The sequence below is a fragment of the Halopolyspora algeriensis genome (assembly GCF_003337235.1).
GTDB lineage: Bacteria > Actinomycetota > Actinomycetes > Mycobacteriales > Pseudonocardiaceae > Haloactinomyces > Haloactinomyces algeriensis.
In genome coordinates this window covers 1-16,055 of the sequence record NZ_QPJC01000013.1, presented here as the reverse complement: position 1 = coordinate 16,055, position 16,055 = coordinate 1, and the positions used below count along the sequence as shown (strand labels likewise).

The window sequence follows — 16,055 nt, the reverse complement described above, 5'->3', positions numbered from 1 at the left end:
GAGGCGATCGTGACGCAAGTTGACGTCCGTCACGTTCCGGAATCGTTGGCTGTGTCACACCCCGTTTGAGCGACCATTGGATGCCCCAAAAATTACCGACGGTAGTTTTACTGCCTCAGGCGAACGACTCCCGAGAAGCCCCGGCTACCGGGGCTCGATCACGGGGAAACGGTGCCCTGCGAACCGTCGAGGGTATCGCGGGCGGCCTCGGCGATGCGCACGAAGTCGGCGACGGCCAGCTGCTCGCCACGCGCCGACGGCGAGATCCCGGCCGCCCGCAGCACGGTCTCCGCGCGCGCCGCCGACCCCGCCCAGCCGGACAGCGCCGAGCGCAACATCTTGCGCCGCTGGGCGAAAGCAGCATCGATCACCGCGAACACCTGCTCGTGCGCCACCACCGACGGCGGCTCGATGCGGGTGAACGACACCAAACCGGAGTCCACATTGGGCACCGGCCAGAAGACGCTGCGGGATACCGATCCCTCTCGGTGCACCTCGGCGAACCACGCCACCTTCGCGCTCGGCACCCCGTAGGTGCGGCCGCCCGGCTTCGCGGCCAGCCGGTCGGCGACCTCGGCCTGCACCATGACCAGCCCGTGCCGCAGGGTCGGCAGCTCCGCCAACAGGTGCAACACGACGGGTACGGCCACGTTGTAGGGCAGGTTGGCCACGAGGGCGGTGGGCGCGCGGTCGGCGAAATCACCGCGCCGCACGCTCAGCGCGTCGGCCTCCACGACCCGCAACCGGTCCGCCGGTCCCGGGGCGTGCTCGGCCACCGTGCGCGGCAGTCTGGACGCCAGCGCGGCGTCCACCTCCACCGCCGTCACCGCTTGCGCGGTCGAGAGCAACCCCAGCGTGAGCGAACCGAGCCCCGGCCCCACCTCCAGGACCACGTCGTCAGCCGTCACTTTCGACGTGGCGACGATGCGCCGGACCGTGTTCGGGTCGTGGACGAAGTTCTGGCCGAGCTTCTTGGTCGGGCGCACACCCAGCTCCTCGGCCAGCCTGCGTACCTCGGCCGGTCCGAGCAGGCGCGCCGGTTGCTGGTCCTGCATCCGACCGAACCTAGCAGGGTCAGCTCAGGCCGAGCTGACTGGAGCAGGACGGCCAGGCGCCGTAGCCGCCGCGCGCGTCCCGCATCTTCGTCGCCACGGCGATCTGCTGCTCCCGGCTGGCCTGATGCGGGTACGCGGCGTACTGATCACCGCCGTAGGCGTCCCAGGTCTGCTTGTTGAACTGGAGCCCGCCGTAGTAGCCGTTGCCGGTGTTGATCTGCCAGTTCCCACCGGACTCGCACTGGGCGAGCTTGTCCCACACCCCGCTGTTCGGACGAGGCTTGCCGCCGACCCGGACGACCTTCGGCTCGGCTTCCTGCAGGACCCGCTCACCGACCTGCTCGCGGTCGGTCTCCGCACCGTTGCGGGTGGTGACCCGGTAGAAGACGATCTTCTCTCCGGGCTTGCCCGGTTCCTCGACCGTGCGCTCGCCCTGGAACATCGTGTCGTCGACGATTTCCTTCACGGGCGGCTCGATCGGCTCGCGAACGTTGACCGTCGAAGTCCCCGTCTGATCGATCCGCACCACGGTGCCGTCGGAAAGCTGCCCGGATCCGGGAGTGACGCTGTCCTGCGCGCCGAGTTTGATGCCCTCCTGCCGGAGCAGCTCGTCGACCGTGACGGCGGTCGTGGTCAGCTTCTCGGGCTCGGAACCACCGTTGATCAGGGTGATCGACTTGGACGTCTTGACCTCGAGAGTCATGCCCTGTTCGGGCACCGGCATCGTCCGCTTGGCCGAGACCCAGGCGCCGTCGGTCGGGACACCGAGTTGGCGCAGGGCCTGACCGACCGTCACCGAGCGCACCCACTCCTCGCGCTGCTCGCCGTCGACGGTCAGTGTCAGCAGGCGCCCCCGGTCGAGCGTGATGACGTCGCCGTGCTCGATCTCCGATTGCGGCGACGGGCTCAGCGCATCGTGCGAGTCGACCTCGATCCCCTCCTCGGAGAGGACTTCGGACACGCTCGACCCGTAGGTGTGGATCTCGCGTTCGGCGCCGTCGACCTCCACCGTGACGGACTTGTCCATCGCGGCGGCGGCACCGCCCGCACCGGTGAGCGTGAGCACCACAGCGGTCACCGCGCCCTTGAGGAAGCGGCGTTTCCACTCGCCGATGGCCTCGACCACCTCGGGAGGCGGCTCCTCGGAGTCGTCGAGGTCGGCGACCGTGTCCGGCAGGACCAGCGGCGGCATCACCGTGGTCTCGGCATTGATCATCCGGATGAGCTCGTCGACATCCACGTCGGTGTCGGCGAGGAGATCATCGGTGTCCGCACCGAGCACCTCGTAGAGATCCTCCGGTGTGATGCTCAACGCACCGGGAGGAAAGCTGGGGTGGTCCTGTGCCGGATAGGTGGAACCACCGTGGCCGGGAAGCGACTGCTCGTCCGCATCGGGCCACGCGGGCCGCTCCAGGAGGCCGACCGCCGTGGCGGTCTCGGTGAGATCGGCCGGAGCGAGCCTGACCGTCGAGGCCTCGAACGAATCACCTCGATGGCCGGAGGCAGGTCGGCGGTAGCCGACATGATGGGGAATGCCGCGCTCGTTCACAGGGTCGTTACCTCCCGAAGGCGGAAGGCACACCGGGGCCGTTCGGCGACACCGGTACGCACCTTCGTGCCTCGTGTTCGTATCCGACTCCCGTAGCCAGCACCGTCCCCGACGTACACCGGCGAGACTGCGGGTGTGACCGTGACTGCACTGTCACCGGTTCACGATTTCGTGACTCTAGCGTGACCCTCACTCGACTGCCAAGGATCTCGAGGCGCCTGTGAGGTGCCTAACTCGATGGGCGATATTTCCCGTTTCAGTGGGTCCGCGGATTGGCTCGCGTGGTGGTGCGGGTGGCGGAACCTCAGGACGTCGCCGCTCGAGGGAATCCAAACACGCGCTCGGCGGTCGTGGTGGTGGCCTCCGCGAGCTCGGCCACGTCCACTTCCCGGAGCTCGGCCAGGTCACGAAGGGTGTAGTTGACGCAGTACGGCTCGTTGGGGCGCCCTCGGAAGGGGTGCGGCGCCAGGAACGGCGCGTCGGTCTCGACCAGCATCTGCTCGACCGGCACCCGCCGAGCGGCCTCCCGGAGCCCCCGCGCGTTGGCGTTGCGGAATGTCGCGGTCCCGGCGAAGGACAGCACGTAGCCGGCATCCACGCACTCTCGCGCGAACTCCGCGTCCCCGGAGAAGCAGTGGAAGATCACCGTCTCCGGCGCGCCTTCCTCGGCCAGGATGCGCAGGATGTCGGCGTGTGCGTCCCGGTCGTGGATCATCAGCGGTTTGCCGGAGCGCTTGGCGAGGTCGATGTGCCAGCGAAAGGCCTCCTGCTGCGGTTCGGGCGGGGAGAAATCCCAGTAGTAGTCCAATCCCGTCTCCCCCACCGCCACGACACGCGGGTTGCCGACCAGGCCCTCCAGCACCTCGCGCTCGGCCTCGCCGAAGTCCTTCGCCCGGGTGGGGTGCAGGGCGACCGCGGAGAACACCCGGTCGTCCCAGGCGGAGGCCTCCACGGTCCAGCGTGCCGAGTCGATGTCGTCGGCGACCGTGACGACCCGGGCGACCCCGGCCGCCTCGGCGCGGTCGACGATCTTTCGCACCTCGGCGGCCGTGGAGGCACCGCAGGCATCGAGGTGGGTGTGGGCGTCCACGATGGGTGCGGGCAACCCCTCGGGTTCAGGGGGGCGCTCGCGCTTCTTGTCACCTTTGCTCACGTCGGTCTCCTCGCCGAGTCGGCAGGAGTGAACGGAACTTTCGTCACTTCTATCCGGGCGAAAGTTCCGTTCACTCCGAAAACTCAGTCCTGGATCGGCGCCCATTCGGGGCCGGTCTCGGCCAGCTCGGTGTCCAGCTTGCCGAACAGCGGAGTGGGCTTGCTCAGCGGCTGCCCCACCCCGATCGGCCGGGACTGCCAGCTCGCCTGCTCGGAGGCGTACTCTCCCATCAACACCGGGTACGCCGTCTCCGGATCGTCCAGATCCGAGACCTCGCGCAGTTCGGGCTGGGCCGACCAGGTCCCGGTGCCGCCCAGCAGCTCGTGCACCTTCTGCGCGGAATGCGGCAGGAACGGCGTGAGCAGCGTGTTGGCGTCCGAGACGACCTGCAGCGCGGTGTGCAGGACGGCATCGCGGCGGTCCGGATCGTCCTTGAGCTTCCACGGTTCCTGCTCGGACAGGTACTTGTTCGCCGCCGACACCACGCGCATCGCCTCCTGCGTGGCCGCACGGAACCGGGAACGGCGCAGGTTGTCACCGACGACATCGAACGCGTCGCGGGCCAGCGACTTCAACTCCTCGTCGGCAGGCTGCGGCGCGGTCGGCGCCGGGACCGCACCGTTGTTCTTCGCCGCCATCGTGATGGCGCGGTTGACGAGGTTGCCCCACTCGTTGGCCAGCTCGAAGTTGGTGCGGCGGACGAACTCGTCCCACGTGAAGTCGACGTCCTGGGTTTCCGGCCCCGCTGCCGAGATGAAGTACCGCAGCGCGTCCGGACCGAATTCGCGCAGGAAGTCGCGCACGTAGATCACGGTGCCGCGCGAGGTCGAGAACTTCGACCCGCTCATGGTCAGGAACTCGCTGGAGACGATCTCGTCGGGCAGCTTCAGCTCCCCGAACGGCCCGGTGTCACCCCCTCGGTCGCCCGTACCGTTGTGTCCCATCAGCAGCGCGGGCCAGATCTGGGCGTGGAAGGTGATGTTGTCCTTGCCCATGAAGTAGTACGCCTGGGCCGACGGGTCGGTCCACCACGGCCGCCACGCATCCGGATCCCCGATGCGCTGCGCCCATTCGACGCTGGCGGAGAAGTAGCCGATCACAGCGTCGAACCACACGTACAGACGCTTCATCGACTGCTCGCGCCAGCCGTCCAGCGGGATCGGCACACCCCAGTCGAGATCGCGGCTGATCGGGCGCGGCCGCATGTCCTCGACGAGGTTGCGGGTGAAGTTCAGGACGTTGGAGCGCCAACCGGTGCGTGTGGACAGCCATTTGCCCAGCGAGTCGGTGAAGGCGGGCAGGTCCAGGAACAGGTGCTCGGTGGAGACGAACTCGGGGGTCTCGCCGTTGACCCGCGAGACCGGGTTCTTCAGATCGGCGGCGTCGAGCTGGTTGCCGCAGTTGTCGCACTGGTCACCGCGCGCGCCGTCGTAGGAGCAGATCGGGCAAGTGCCCTCGATGTAGCGGTCCGGCAGGGTTCGCCCGGTGGACGGGCTGACCGCACCGGTGGTCGTCTTCGGCACGATGTAGCCGTTGCGGTGCAGAGCCAGGAAGATCTGCTGCACCACCTTGTAGTGGTTGCCCGTGGTGGTGCGGGTGAACAGGTCGTAGGACAGCCCCAGACCCTGGAGATCCTCGGCGATCACGCGGTTGTACTTGGCGGCGACCTCCCGTGCGGGCGCACCCTCCTTGTCCGCCTGGACCAGGATCGGGGTGCCGTGCTCGTCCGTACCGGAGACCATGAGCACCCGGTTGCCCGCCATTCGCTGGTACCGCGAGAAGACGTCCGAGGGCACACCGAAGCCGGAGATGTGGCCGATGTGCCGCGGACCGTTGGCGTAGGGCCAGGCCACGGCGGTCAGCACAGAGGTACTCATGGTCCATAGCCTACGTACTGTGGGCTTTCGTTCTCGAACGGGTGCTCACTCGCGCATGTCGGCGTTCCGCAAGATCACGATCGGGATTCGACGGCAACGGGCACGTTCGGCCGGTACCACCATGCCGGGCATGGATCAGCGGTATGCAAGCACGGGCGAGCACCCCTGGTGGTTTCAACCGGGCTCGCCGAGATTCCTGCTGCGGATGGCCCTCGGGGCCTCGATGCTCGCACCCCTCAACGGCCTCTTCGTCCTGCTCCCCCTGATCGGGCCCTGGAAAGCATCCCTGTGGACGTGGTTGAGCCAACTCCCCCTGACGATCGTGTTCACCGCCATGGCGATCACGTACTGGGGCAGTTACCGGCGACTGCGCCGTGGGAGCGAGGAATCCGGCTGACGCCCGCGAATCGGCGCTGCGCGGCACGACCGCAGTCCGTGCTCAGGGCGTCGCAGCGGTCAGCGTCCGCAATTCCCGCACGGACACCTGCTGCCCCGGAGCCTGTCGGCACATCGTCTTTTCGAGAACGCGGCCCAGCGCGGCGTCGATCGGACCCGGTACCGGAACGCCATCGGGGCCCAGCTGCTGATACTTGGTCATGTTCAACCCGTAGGTGAGCTGCCTGGACCCGTCCGCGCTGTGCAGGGACAGGGTCGACATACCGAACACCACACCGTCGTGGCCCCACAGAGTGCCGCACGCCCCCGCGTCGATACGCCTCAGACCGAGACCGTAGCGGCCGATCTCGTTGCCCCGGGCGTCGAGAATCGGCACGGTCCGCTTCATCTGTGCGAGCAGGTCCGGAGCCAGCAGTCGCCCCGAGAGCAACGCACGGTAGAAGGTGTTGAGGTCCTCGGTGGTAGAGATGAGAGCACCGGCCGTCCCCGCCCAGGTCATGTTGTAGACGCTGTACTCGCCCGGCTGCTCGGGCATGCGGTACAGCGCCTCGTACGCCTTGCCGTGCGGGCCGAGGATGAACGGCAGGCCGCCGGGGAAGTAGGTGTTGCGGAGCCGCAGCGGCCGGATGATGCGCTCGGTGATGTAGTCCTCGGCGTCGTGCCCTGTGACCTTCTCCAGGAGCAGACCGGTGAGAACGTAGTTGGTGTTCGAGTACGACCAGCGCTCGCCGGGGGCATTGGTGGGGGGTGCCTCGAGCCCGATGGTCGCGATCTCCTCGGCGCGCCGGTAGCGCCAGCGGTTCGCCTCCAGATCGGCGAGCGAGCCGCGCAGCAGCGAATCGAACAGGATCGTGTCGTAGTCGCCGATACCGCTGGTGTGGTTGAGCAGCATCCGGACCGTGACGGTGTCACCGCGCTCGCCGGGGAGCAGCTCGGGCAGGTAATCACCGACCGGCGCGTCGAGCTCGATACGTCCCGCACCGACCTGCTGGAGAACGGCGACCGCCGTGAACGTCTTGGTGATACTGCCGACCCGGTGATGCGAATTCGGATGCAGCGGCCGCCCGGTCCGCATGTCGGCGACCCCCGCCGACCCGGTCCAGGTGTGTGCGCCGTCCCGCACGGACGCCAGAATCCCGGGCATCCCGGCGTCGTGAACGGCGTCGAGTTCGGCTTGCGGTGAGGGCTGCGCGGCAGCGGTCGTGGCCGAGCCGACGGTGATGACGAGTGCGGCCGCCGCGACGGTCAGCCGGCGACGTACGGATACGAGCGCGGAAAACACGTGGCGTCTCCTTCGGAATCCGGTAGGCCGGGAGAGATCGGCACCCCATGGAACCGCACTGCGGGCAACGGCATGAGCACTTCGCGAAAAACGTCCGAAAGTTACGGCAGACGGGTGAGAGATTCCCGGGCGTCCGGGCGAATCCCGGCCGGAAGGCGCCTTCTCGCTCGACCGGCAGTCCGGAGTGGCCCCGTGCCGGTGTCTTCGGCGCGGTCCCGGACATAGACTCCCCGGCATGGCTCATCCGCCTCCCGCCTCGGCACCGGAGCTTCCCGCCGAGCTCGCCGAAGCCACCCGCGACGGCGCTGCGCTGAAACGCTTCCTGCACGGTCTGCCGGGGGTGGACCAGGTCGGGCTCGAACAGCGCGCAGCGGGGCTTGCGACCCGCAGCATCAAGAAGGACTCGAAGCTGTGGGCGATCGACACCGCGATCGGCATGGTCGACCTCACCACGCTCGAGGGCGCCGACACCGCAGGCAAGGTGCGTGCGCTGGCCGCGAAGGCCCGCAGGCCCGATCCGGACCGGCCCGACACCCCGCGTGCTGCGGCACTGTGCGTCTACCCGGACCTGGCCGCCACGGCCGTCGAGGCACTGGCGGGCTCCGGTGTCGGGGTCGCCTCCGTGGCGACCGCGTTCCCCTCCGGGCGTTCCTCGCTGCAGGCCAAGCTCGCCGAGGTCGAACTGGCGGTCTCGGCCGGGGCGACCGAGGTGGACATGGTCATCGACCGGGGCGCGTTCCTGTCCGGGGAGTACGGCCGGGTGTTCGACGAGATCCGCGACGTGCGCGAGAGCTGCGGCCCGGCCCACCTCAAGGTCATCCTGGAAACCGGCGAGCTGGGCACCTACGACAACGTGCGCCGCGCGTCCTGGCTGGCATTGCTGGCGGGTGCGGACTTCGTCAAGACCTCCACCGGCAAGATCTCTCCCGCCGCGACCCTGCCGGTGACCCAGCTGATGCTGCAGGCCGTGCGGGACTGGCGTGACCGCACGGGGCAGCTGCGTGGCGTCAAACCCGCGGGCGGAATCCGCAGCACCAAGGACGCGATACGCCACCTCGTGGCGGTCCACGAGGTGGCAGGCCCCGAATGGCTGAGCCCGGCACTGTTCCGGTTCGGAGCCTCCAGCCTGCTGGGTGACCTGCTGATGCAACGACGAACCCAACTCGACGGACACTACTCCGGCCCCGACTACGTGGCGGTGGATCAGTGACGGACCCGGCTCTCGACGCACCACGTTCCGGCAGCCCCTGGCAGTACTCACCCGCTCCCGAAGCGCGCGAGCTCGCCGACCTGAAGGCGAACTACCGCATGTTCGTCGACGGCGAGTTCATCGACGGCACGGGTGAGCCGTTCATCAGTACCAACCCCGCCACCGAAGAAACCCTGGCGGAGGTCTCCGGCGCCTCGGAATCCGATGTGGACAGGGCGGTGGCCGCCGCACGCGCGGCCTTCGAACGCACCTGGGGTCCGATGCCGGGCTCCGAGCGCGCGAAGTACCTGTTCCGGATCGCCCGGTTGATCCAGGAACGAGGGCGCGAACTCGCGGTGCTGGAGACCCTCGACAACGGCAAGCCGATCAAGGAGTCCCGCGACGCCGACATCCCCACGGCGGCGGCCCACTTCTTCCACCACGCGGGATGGGCCGACAAGCTCGACCACGCCGGGCACGGTGCGCATCCCCGGCCGCTCGGGGTCGCCGGGCAGGTCATCCCGTGGAACTTTCCGCTGCTCATGCTGGCCTGGAAGATCGCCCCCGCACTGGCCTGCGGTAACACGGTGGTGCTCAAGCCGGCCGAGACCACCCCGCTGACCGCGTTGGTGTTCGCCGAGATCTGCGAGCAGGCAGGTCTTCCCGCCGGGGTGGTCAACATCGTGACCGGCGCCGGCGACATCGGCGCGGAAATCGTCGCCCACGACGATGTCGACAAGGTCGCCTTCACCGGCTCCACCGAGGTCGGCAAGCGGATCCAGCGCACCCTGGCCGGTAGCGGCCGGAAACTGACGCTCGAGCTCGGTGGCAAGGCCGCCAACATCGTCTTCGACGACGCGCCGATCGATCAGGCCGTCGAGGGCGTCGTCAACGGGATCTTCTTCAACCAGGGACACGTGTGCTGCGCCGGGTCCCGGCTGCTGGTGCAGGAGTCGATCGCCGAGGAGCTGCTGGGCAAGCTTCGTTCGCGGGTGTCGACGCTGCAGGTCGGTGATCCGCTCGACAAGAACACCGATGTGGGCGCGATCAACTCGGCGGACCAGCTCGCTCGCATCACCGAGCTCGCCGACACCGGCGAGTCCGAAGGTGCCCGGCGCTGGAGCAGCCCGTGCCCGCTGCCGGAACGAGGTTTCTTCTTCGCCCCGACGGTGTTCTCCGAGGTGCAGCAGTCGATGCGCATCGCCCGCGAGGAGGTTTTCGGGCCCGTGCTGTCGGTGTTGACCTTCCGCACCCCCGAGGAGGCGATCGCCAAAGCCAACAACACGCCCTACGGGCTCTCGGCCGGTGTCTGGACCGAGAAGGGATCACGGATCCTGTGGGCCGCGCAGCAGATCCGGGCCGGTGTGGTGTGGGCCAACACGTTCAACAGGTTCGACCCGACGGCGCCGTTCGGGGGCTATCAGGAGTCCGGTTTCGGCCGCGAGGGCGGCCGCGCAGGTCTGGAGGCCTACCTTGACGTCTGACAGCGGCATTCCGGGCAGCGAGAGGCCGGGGGAGCCGACCCGCGGCCACACCGACGCCCCTGCCCGCCTCGGGGTGACCAAGACCTACAAGCTCTACATCGGCGGTGCGTTCCCGCGTTCGGAGTCCGGCCGGGTCCACCCGGTGCACGACTCGCACGGCGAGTTCCTCGCCAACGCCGCCCGGGCCTCGCGCAAGGACGTGCGGGACGCGGTGGCGGCCGCGCGCAAGGCGTTCGGCGGCTGGTCGAGCGCGACCGCCTACAACCGCGGTCAGGTTCTGTTCCGGGTGGCCGAGGTGATGGAGGGACGTCGCGCCCAGTTCGTCGCCGAGGTGGCCGCGGCCGAGGGAGTCTCCACCGGGACCGCTGAGTCCACTGTGAACGCCACGATCGACCGCATGGTGTGGTACGCGGGCTGGACGGACAAGCTCGCGGCGGTGCTCGGTGCCGCGAATCCCGTGGCGGGGCCGTACTTCTCGTTCAGCGTGCCCGAACCCACCGGTGTCGTCGGCATCCTCGCCCCGCAGCAGTCCTCGCTGCTCGGGTTGGTCAGCGTCGTCGCGCCGGTCCTCGCTGCCGGAAACACGTGCGTGGTGGTCTCCAGCACCGAACGGCCGCTGCCCGCCATCACCCTGGCCGAAGTGCTGGCCACATCGGACCTGCCCGGCGGGGTGGCCAACCTGCTCACCGGCGACGCGGCGGAGCTGGCTCCGTGGCTGGCCTCGCACGCCGACGTCAACGCCCTGGACCCGAGCGGCGTGCCGGATTCGCTGCGCGCCGAGATCGAACGCTCGTCCGCCGGGACCGTCAAGCGGGTTCTCGACGTCCGACCCGGCGAGCAGGACTGGACCCGCGAACCCGACATCCGGCGGCTGCGGGAATTCACCGAGATCAAAACCGTCTGGCACCCCGTCGGCATGTGACCGGCCGCAGTGCCCGCCGCGAACGGATCAGGCTCGCGGGTACGGGATTCCCGGGACGTCGCCCGGAAACCAGTCCTGCTGTGCGACGGGCCGGGGCACCTCGGTCGGGGCGACGGCCAGCAGCGCCGCTCCGGCCAGGTTGCGGCCGTAGGTGGCCACCAGCACATCGAAGGCGGCACTGGCAGCGTCCGGGTCGACAGGGGCGATCTCGTCGGCCAGTCGCCGCACCTGGTTCACGAGTACTTCCCAGGTCTGTTCGGACATGCTCTTTCCTTCCCCTCTCGGCGCCGCCGGGCGCGGCGCCTCCCTGGGGCAGTATCGACCGGGGCGGGATTTCATGCCCGCTGTCGCCGACCGGATGGCCCGTCCGGGGTTGGTGCCACGGACCCCCGGCGCGATCGGTCGGGGGCGGCGAAGAAGGGAACCCGGCCACAAAGCGCGTCGGGTTGGGTTCCACTCCTTCGCGCCCTTCTCCGACGTGGCGCCCCTCCCCGAATGCCACGTCCACCACCGGCCGGAATGGGGCATGATTCCGGCCGAGAGGCGTACAGGACCCACCGATCATCGCGGTGGGCCACGAGCATCCGATCACACGAGACCGTCGGCGTCGCGCGCATGCGCGGTCCTGATCGGGGAAACCACTCGAACGGGTGGCAATGCCTCCCTGGTTCGGGCTGGCCCGGATTCTCGGCGGCACGCACCATGGTCGAATACGCCCGCCGTGGCAGGCCAGGGGCAGGCCACGCGACGGCGGGACCGCGGCCCCGCCCACGCCCCTCCCCTCTCGTGGGCGGGGCCGCCACTCGGGTGGTGCGCGCCGAGAGTGCTGCCGCCCTCCCGTGCCGGTCGGTCGTGAGCATTGCCTCCTCGTCGACTTTGCGCTACAAAGTAACTTGTACTTTGCGTGGCAAAGTCCCTACGGGAGGGCCGAGACATGAACGAGCACCGTGAACCGGACACCGGGACGGGCACACCGTCACCCGCGGAAATGCTGGCGATCACCGAGCAGCAGCAGCGGCACACCGAACGCGAACTCGACGCCAACCCCGGCCTGCTGTTCGGCGCATGGGGACTGGCATGGCTGCTCGGCTTCGGCGAGCTGTTCCTCACGATCGGCCGGGACCCGATCGTGACGCTGCCGCTCTGGGCCGCACTGACGATCTTCTTCGGTTGCCTCGGGACGGCGGGCACGATCACCGCCTGGCATCTGACCCGCGCCATGCGGGGCGTCCGTGGACCGTCCCAGACCGCCGGGGCCATGTACGGATGGTCCTGGACCCTCGGGTTCATCGCCCTCGGTGCGATGATCGGGGCGACCGCGCAGCTGGGTATCTCCTACGAGGTCCACGCCCTGCTGTGGACGGCAGGATCGGGCCTGCTCGTCGGTGTCCTGTTCCTGTCGGGTGGCGCCATGACGGGCGACTGGTGGCAGTACGGCATCGGGCTGTGGACCCTGCTCATCAACGCCGTGGGCGCGTTCGCGGGAATTCCCGGCCATTACCTGGTCATGTCGCTGGCCGGTGGCGGCGGCTTCCTCGTGGCCGGGATCATCCTGTCCCTGCGCCCGGCCAAGCACCACACCGCAGCACCGGAAGTGCGGTCATGAGCACACCGAACGGCGAACTCGACCCCGTCATCCACGCACAGGCCCGCCTGCGCGTCATGACCACTCTGGCAGCGCTACCGGCCGGCGACCGACTCTCCTTCGCCCGGCTGCAGGAGCTGCTCGACATGACACCGGGAAACCTCATCACGCACCTGCGCAAGCTGGACGAAGCCGGGTACACGCGCAGCACCAAGACCGGCACCGGCCGCACTACCACCACCTACGTGTGCCTGACCAGCGATGGGCGCGCCGCATTCGACAGGTACGTGCGGCAACTGCGCACCCTGCTCGAACCCGCTGCCGGAGGCGAATCATGACGCACGAACACCATGCGCGCGCAGTCGGCGTATCGCGGAACTTCGGCACCGTACGCGCTCTGGATTCGGTGGACCTCGATGTGGCCCCCGGCGAACTCGTGGGACTGCTCGGCCCCAACGGGGCGGGCAAAACAACCCTGTTGAACCTGCTCACCGGACTGCGCACACCGACATCGGGTCGAGTGGAGTTGTTCGGCGGCGACCCCCGCACTCCGCGGAACCGCCTGGGTCTCGGTGTCACACCGCAGGAGACCGGGCTACCGGAAACGCTGCGGGTGCACGAGATCGTCGATTTCGTCGGCAGGCACCACCGCAACCCGCTACCGACCCACGAACTCCTCGAGCAGTTCGGGCTCACCGGCCTGGAGCGGCGACAATCGGGCTCCCTGTCCGGCGGGCAGAAGCGGCGCCTGACCGTCGCGCTCGCCCTCGTGGGACGCCCGAAACTCGCCGTACTCGACGAACCCACCACCGGCCTCGACGTCGAGGCGCGCCACGTTCTGTGGGAGGCGCTGCGCCAGTACCACGCACTCGGGGGGACCCTGCTGCTGACCAGCCACTACCTCGAGGAGATCGAGGCGCTCGCGCGGCGGGTGATCGTGGTCGACCGGGGCAGGGTTCTCGCCGATGGCAGCCAGGAGTACATCAAGTCCCGAGTGGACACCCGCACCGTGAGCCTGCGCAGTGCCGCACTGCCGGACCTGCCGGGAGTCGTCCACCGTGAGCACGACGGGGACCGGATCAGATTGCTGACCCGGGATGCGGACCAACTGATCCGCGAGCTGGTCACCAGCGGCGCCGACTTCCGCGACCTGCACGTCGCCGGAGCGACCCTCGAAGAAGCCTTCATGACCCTGACCAACGACGGCACTCCCACGAACGCGGATGTCGCGACCGTTGACCGGAGCACATCATGAGCCTCCTGCTGCTGCACGCCCGCTACCAGTTCCTCGAAACGATCCGGGTCCCCATCGCGGTGATCGGCACAGTCGGGTTCCCCGCGCTGTTCATGCTCCTGTTCGTGGTGTCCAACCCCGCGGTCGGCGGCGAGCCGGCTGCCGCGACCCTGGCGGCCGGTCAGATGTCGCTGTTCGCCGTGATCAGCGCCTACATGTTCAATCTCGGTGCGGGTGTGGCCGAGGACCGCGCCAAGCCATGGCACGCCCACCTCCGTACGCTTCCGGTGGGGCCCGCCGCCCAACTCGGGGGGCGGCTGCTCAACGCACAGTGCTTCGCATTGTTGTCGCTGATCCCGGTCGCTCTGACGGCGATGCTGTTCACCCGTGCGCACGCCTCGGCAGGAGAACTGGCCGCCGTACTGCTTGCTCTGCTGCTCGCCGGGTTACCGTTCGCGTTCATGGGACTGGCCATCGGTTACTCGTTGCCGCTGAAGGCGGCGATCCCCGTGGTACAGCTTCTGCTGCTTCCGATGGCGTTCGCAGGTGGCCTGTTCCTGCCGCCGGTGTTGTTTCCCGACTGGCTCGATGTGCTCTCGCACGCGCTACCGACACGAGCGGTGCGCGATCTCGTGATCGGTGCGCTCACCAACACCGCACCGGGCGTCGTCGCGCCGCTGGTCGCCGCCGGATGGACGCTCGTACTGGGCACGCTGGCCGTGGTGGCCCACCGCCGCGACGAAGGCCGCCGCTTTCGCTGACTCCCGCCGGACCACGGACACCCGACCCACGCCCCGAGCGCACTCCGGCGAGCGTGCCATGATGAGGCGCCCCGTATGCTTCGGCAGCATCTGGTTTCGTGACCGGAGGGAAGAGAGATGGCGCAGGACATCGTTCCGATCGAACTCGGCTTGCCGCAGGGCGACGTCGTCACCTTGTGGGCGCCGCGTTGGCGTGAGGACGGTGAGGACTGGGAAGCCTTTCTCGGCTACGAGGACGACCTGTACGCATTCCCCGACTCCGCACACCTGGCCGCGTTCGTGCGCTCCGGAGCCGAGCACGACCTCGACGACCATCCCGCATGGCATGTGGTGCCCGGCCTGGCGACCATCGATCTCAGTCCCGAGGAGGAGCATCAGTACGACCTCGTGGGCGTGCCGGAACTCGTCGCCGAGGCTCCGGACACCTGGATCGTCAGCGAACTCGCCGACATCGTGGCCATCACCCGCTCCCTGGCCGAGGTCTGCGAGATCGACAAGATCCACGAGGTGCTCGACTCCACCGAAAGCTTCGCTCTCCTGACACAGGGAACGCTTCCGTTCGCGGGCAAGGACGGCGAGCGCCGCTGGAACGCGCTGCGCCAGGCCATCTCCGAACACTGGGACGACCTGCTCGACAGCATCGACTCGATCGTCACGACCCCGAAGGTCGACGCCGATGCCGTGTCCACGGCGGAGGCCGAGCTGGCCGAGGCCCTGGACGGCGACGAGGACAGCGACGAAGAAGAAGCAAGCTCCGAGGACTCCGACGTGGACGGTGCGGAGGAGTCCGAGCAGGAACCCGGGTTCTGGGAGGAGGTCGGCATCGACCCCATCCGGATCATCACGTCCGCGGCGGAGTACTACTCGCTGCGTTGCTACCTCGACGACGACCCCGTCTTTCTCGGCTCGCGGGGGCACATCGACGTGTTCACCTCCCCGCGCGCGCTGGCCAGGTTCCTCGCCGACGAGCAGGCAACCGGCGACACCGACCTCGCGCGCGTGGCCACCTGGCCGAAGGTCACCGAAAAAGCCACCGCGGGAGAGCTGGAGGTCGAGGTCGACCCGGAGAACACCTATGTGTTGAACGGGCTCGATGCCGACCTCGCCGAGGGGCCCTCCGAAGTGGACCCGAACCAGCTCGACCTGGCCGAGGAACTGCTCGTCGACGCGGCGGCCTGGGCGGGAGACGAGAGTGTCGAGGAGGCGCTGCAGCCGTCGCAGCGACTCGGCTGGATGGTCTCGTTCATCCTCCGGCCGAGCCCGAACCGGCTCCCGCCGAGCGCTCCCTTCGACATCGAGGTCGCCACCTGGCGTGAACTGGTCGAGACCTTCGAGAACCGCCTGCGCACCCACTGAGGGTGGTGTTCGAGCAAGCGGGATCAGCCGCTTGTGCCACCTACGCGGTAGGCGCGCCGCCGCGGGGTTCCACCACGGTGGTCCGCACCCGGACCGACCACCACACCACCTCTAACCGCAATACCGCTTACTTTGGTGGTTTTCGGCGTTGTGGAGCCGGTTTGGTGGCGGTGACGATGGTGATCGTGATGTTGGGTGGGGGTGGGTCTCGG

General features: G+C 68.6%; 15 protein-coding genes. 9 read left to right on the top strand and 6 right to left on the bottom strand.

Translation table 11 applies throughout. The features are described from left to right. Window positions 1–158 precede the first annotated feature (158 nt). The 4 genes from rsmA to metG all read right to left on the bottom strand — a co-directional run bounded on the left by rsmA (window position 159) and on the right by metG (window position 5,634). Window positions 159–1,055 (bottom strand): 16S rRNA (adenine(1518)-N(6)/adenine(1519)-N(6))-dimethyltransferase RsmA, encoded by an 897-nt coding sequence (gene rsmA, locus DFQ14_RS17525; protein WP_114454405.1) that lies wholly within the window; start codon window positions 1,053–1,055, stop codon window positions 159–161. A 19-nt stretch (window positions 1,056–1,074) separates the two neighbouring features. Next, the gene (locus DFQ14_RS22520) at window positions 1,075–2,604 is read right to left on the bottom strand and encodes a resuscitation-promoting factor (protein ID WP_114454404.1); all 1,530 of its coding nucleotides are present in this window, start codon (window positions 2,602–2,604) and stop codon (window positions 1,075–1,077) included. 304 nt (window positions 2,605–2,908) lie between these two features. Continuing rightward, window positions 2,909–3,757, bottom strand: a complete 849-nt coding sequence (locus DFQ14_RS17515) for a TatD family hydrolase (RefSeq protein WP_114454403.1) — start codon at window positions 3,755–3,757, stop codon at window positions 2,909–2,911. Between the two features lie 83 nt (window positions 3,758–3,840). Next, window positions 3,841–5,634, bottom strand: coding sequence for a methionine--tRNA ligase (gene metG / locus DFQ14_RS17510; RefSeq protein ID WP_114454402.1), 1,794 nt, complete (start codon window positions 5,632–5,634; stop codon window positions 3,841–3,843). A 130-nt stretch (window positions 5,635–5,764) separates the two neighbouring features. Between metG and DFQ14_RS17505 the strand changes: the two genes are divergently transcribed. Next, window positions 5,765–6,031 (top strand): hypothetical protein, encoded by a 267-nt coding sequence (locus tag DFQ14_RS17505; protein WP_141921398.1) that lies wholly within the window; start codon window positions 5,765–5,767, stop codon window positions 6,029–6,031. Window positions 6,032–6,073: 42 nt separating this feature from the next. On the opposite strand, the gene DFQ14_RS17500 is transcribed toward DFQ14_RS17505, so the two are convergent. Then, complete coding sequence (locus DFQ14_RS17500; protein ID WP_246195819.1) at window positions 6,074–7,312, bottom strand: serine hydrolase domain-containing protein; 1,239 nt, start codon at window positions 7,310–7,312, stop codon at window positions 6,074–6,076. 235 nt (window positions 7,313–7,547) lie between these two features. On the opposite strand from DFQ14_RS17500, the gene deoC reads away from it, so the two are divergent. The 3 genes from deoC to DFQ14_RS17485 all read left to right on the top strand — a co-directional run bounded on the left by deoC (window position 7,548) and on the right by DFQ14_RS17485 (window position 10,907). After that, window positions 7,548–8,522 (top strand): deoxyribose-phosphate aldolase, encoded by a 975-nt coding sequence (gene deoC / locus DFQ14_RS17495; protein ID WP_114454400.1) that lies wholly within the window; start codon window positions 7,548–7,550, stop codon window positions 8,520–8,522. Beyond that, entirely contained in the window at window positions 8,519–9,985 is a 1,467-nt protein-coding gene (locus DFQ14_RS17490) for an aldehyde dehydrogenase family protein (protein WP_114454399.1), read from the top strand. The genes deoC and DFQ14_RS17490 overlap by 4 nt, the downstream gene beginning before the upstream one ends. A gap of 73 nt (window positions 9,986–10,058) precedes the next feature. Beyond that, window positions 10,059–10,907 carry an aldehyde dehydrogenase family protein gene (locus tag DFQ14_RS17485; protein ID WP_114454398.1) on the top strand — a complete coding sequence of 283 codons (849 nt, stop codon included), beginning with the start codon at window positions 10,059–10,061 and terminating at the stop codon, window positions 10,905–10,907. 27 nt (window positions 10,908–10,934) lie between these two features. On the opposite strand, the gene DFQ14_RS17480 is transcribed toward DFQ14_RS17485, so the two are convergent. Then, on the bottom strand, window positions 10,935–11,171 hold the full coding sequence (locus DFQ14_RS17480) for a hypothetical protein (protein ID WP_114454397.1): 237 nt from the start codon (window positions 11,169–11,171) through the stop codon (window positions 10,935–10,937). Window positions 11,172–11,841: 670 nt separating this feature from the next. On the opposite strand from DFQ14_RS17480, the gene DFQ14_RS17475 reads away from it, so the two are divergent. From DFQ14_RS17475 to DFQ14_RS17455, 5 genes are all read left to right on the top strand, one after another. Beyond that, the gene (locus tag DFQ14_RS17475; protein ID WP_114454396.1) at window positions 11,842–12,513 is read left to right on the top strand and encodes a hypothetical protein; all 672 of its coding nucleotides are present in this window, start codon (window positions 11,842–11,844) and stop codon (window positions 12,511–12,513) included. Further along, window positions 12,510–12,830: a transcriptional regulator gene (locus DFQ14_RS17470; RefSeq protein ID WP_114454395.1), complete on the top strand. Its 321-nt coding sequence runs from the start codon at window positions 12,510–12,512 to the stop codon at window positions 12,828–12,830. The genes DFQ14_RS17475 and DFQ14_RS17470 overlap by 4 nt, the downstream gene beginning before the upstream one ends. Further along, the gene (locus DFQ14_RS17465) at window positions 12,827–13,747 is read left to right on the top strand and encodes an ABC transporter ATP-binding protein (protein WP_114454394.1); all 921 of its coding nucleotides are present in this window, start codon (window positions 12,827–12,829) and stop codon (window positions 13,745–13,747) included. Before DFQ14_RS17470 ends, DFQ14_RS17465 begins: the two co-directional genes overlap by 4 nt. After that, the gene (locus DFQ14_RS17460) at window positions 13,744–14,487 is read left to right on the top strand and encodes an ABC transporter permease (RefSeq protein ID WP_114454393.1); all 744 of its coding nucleotides are present in this window, start codon (window positions 13,744–13,746) and stop codon (window positions 14,485–14,487) included. The genes DFQ14_RS17465 and DFQ14_RS17460 overlap by 4 nt, the downstream gene beginning before the upstream one ends. Window positions 14,488–14,604: 117 nt before the next feature. Continuing rightward, complete coding sequence (locus DFQ14_RS17455) at window positions 14,605–15,843, top strand: primosomal protein (RefSeq protein ID WP_114454392.1); 1,239 nt, start codon at window positions 14,605–14,607, stop codon at window positions 15,841–15,843. Window positions 15,844–16,055: the final 212 nt, after the last annotated feature.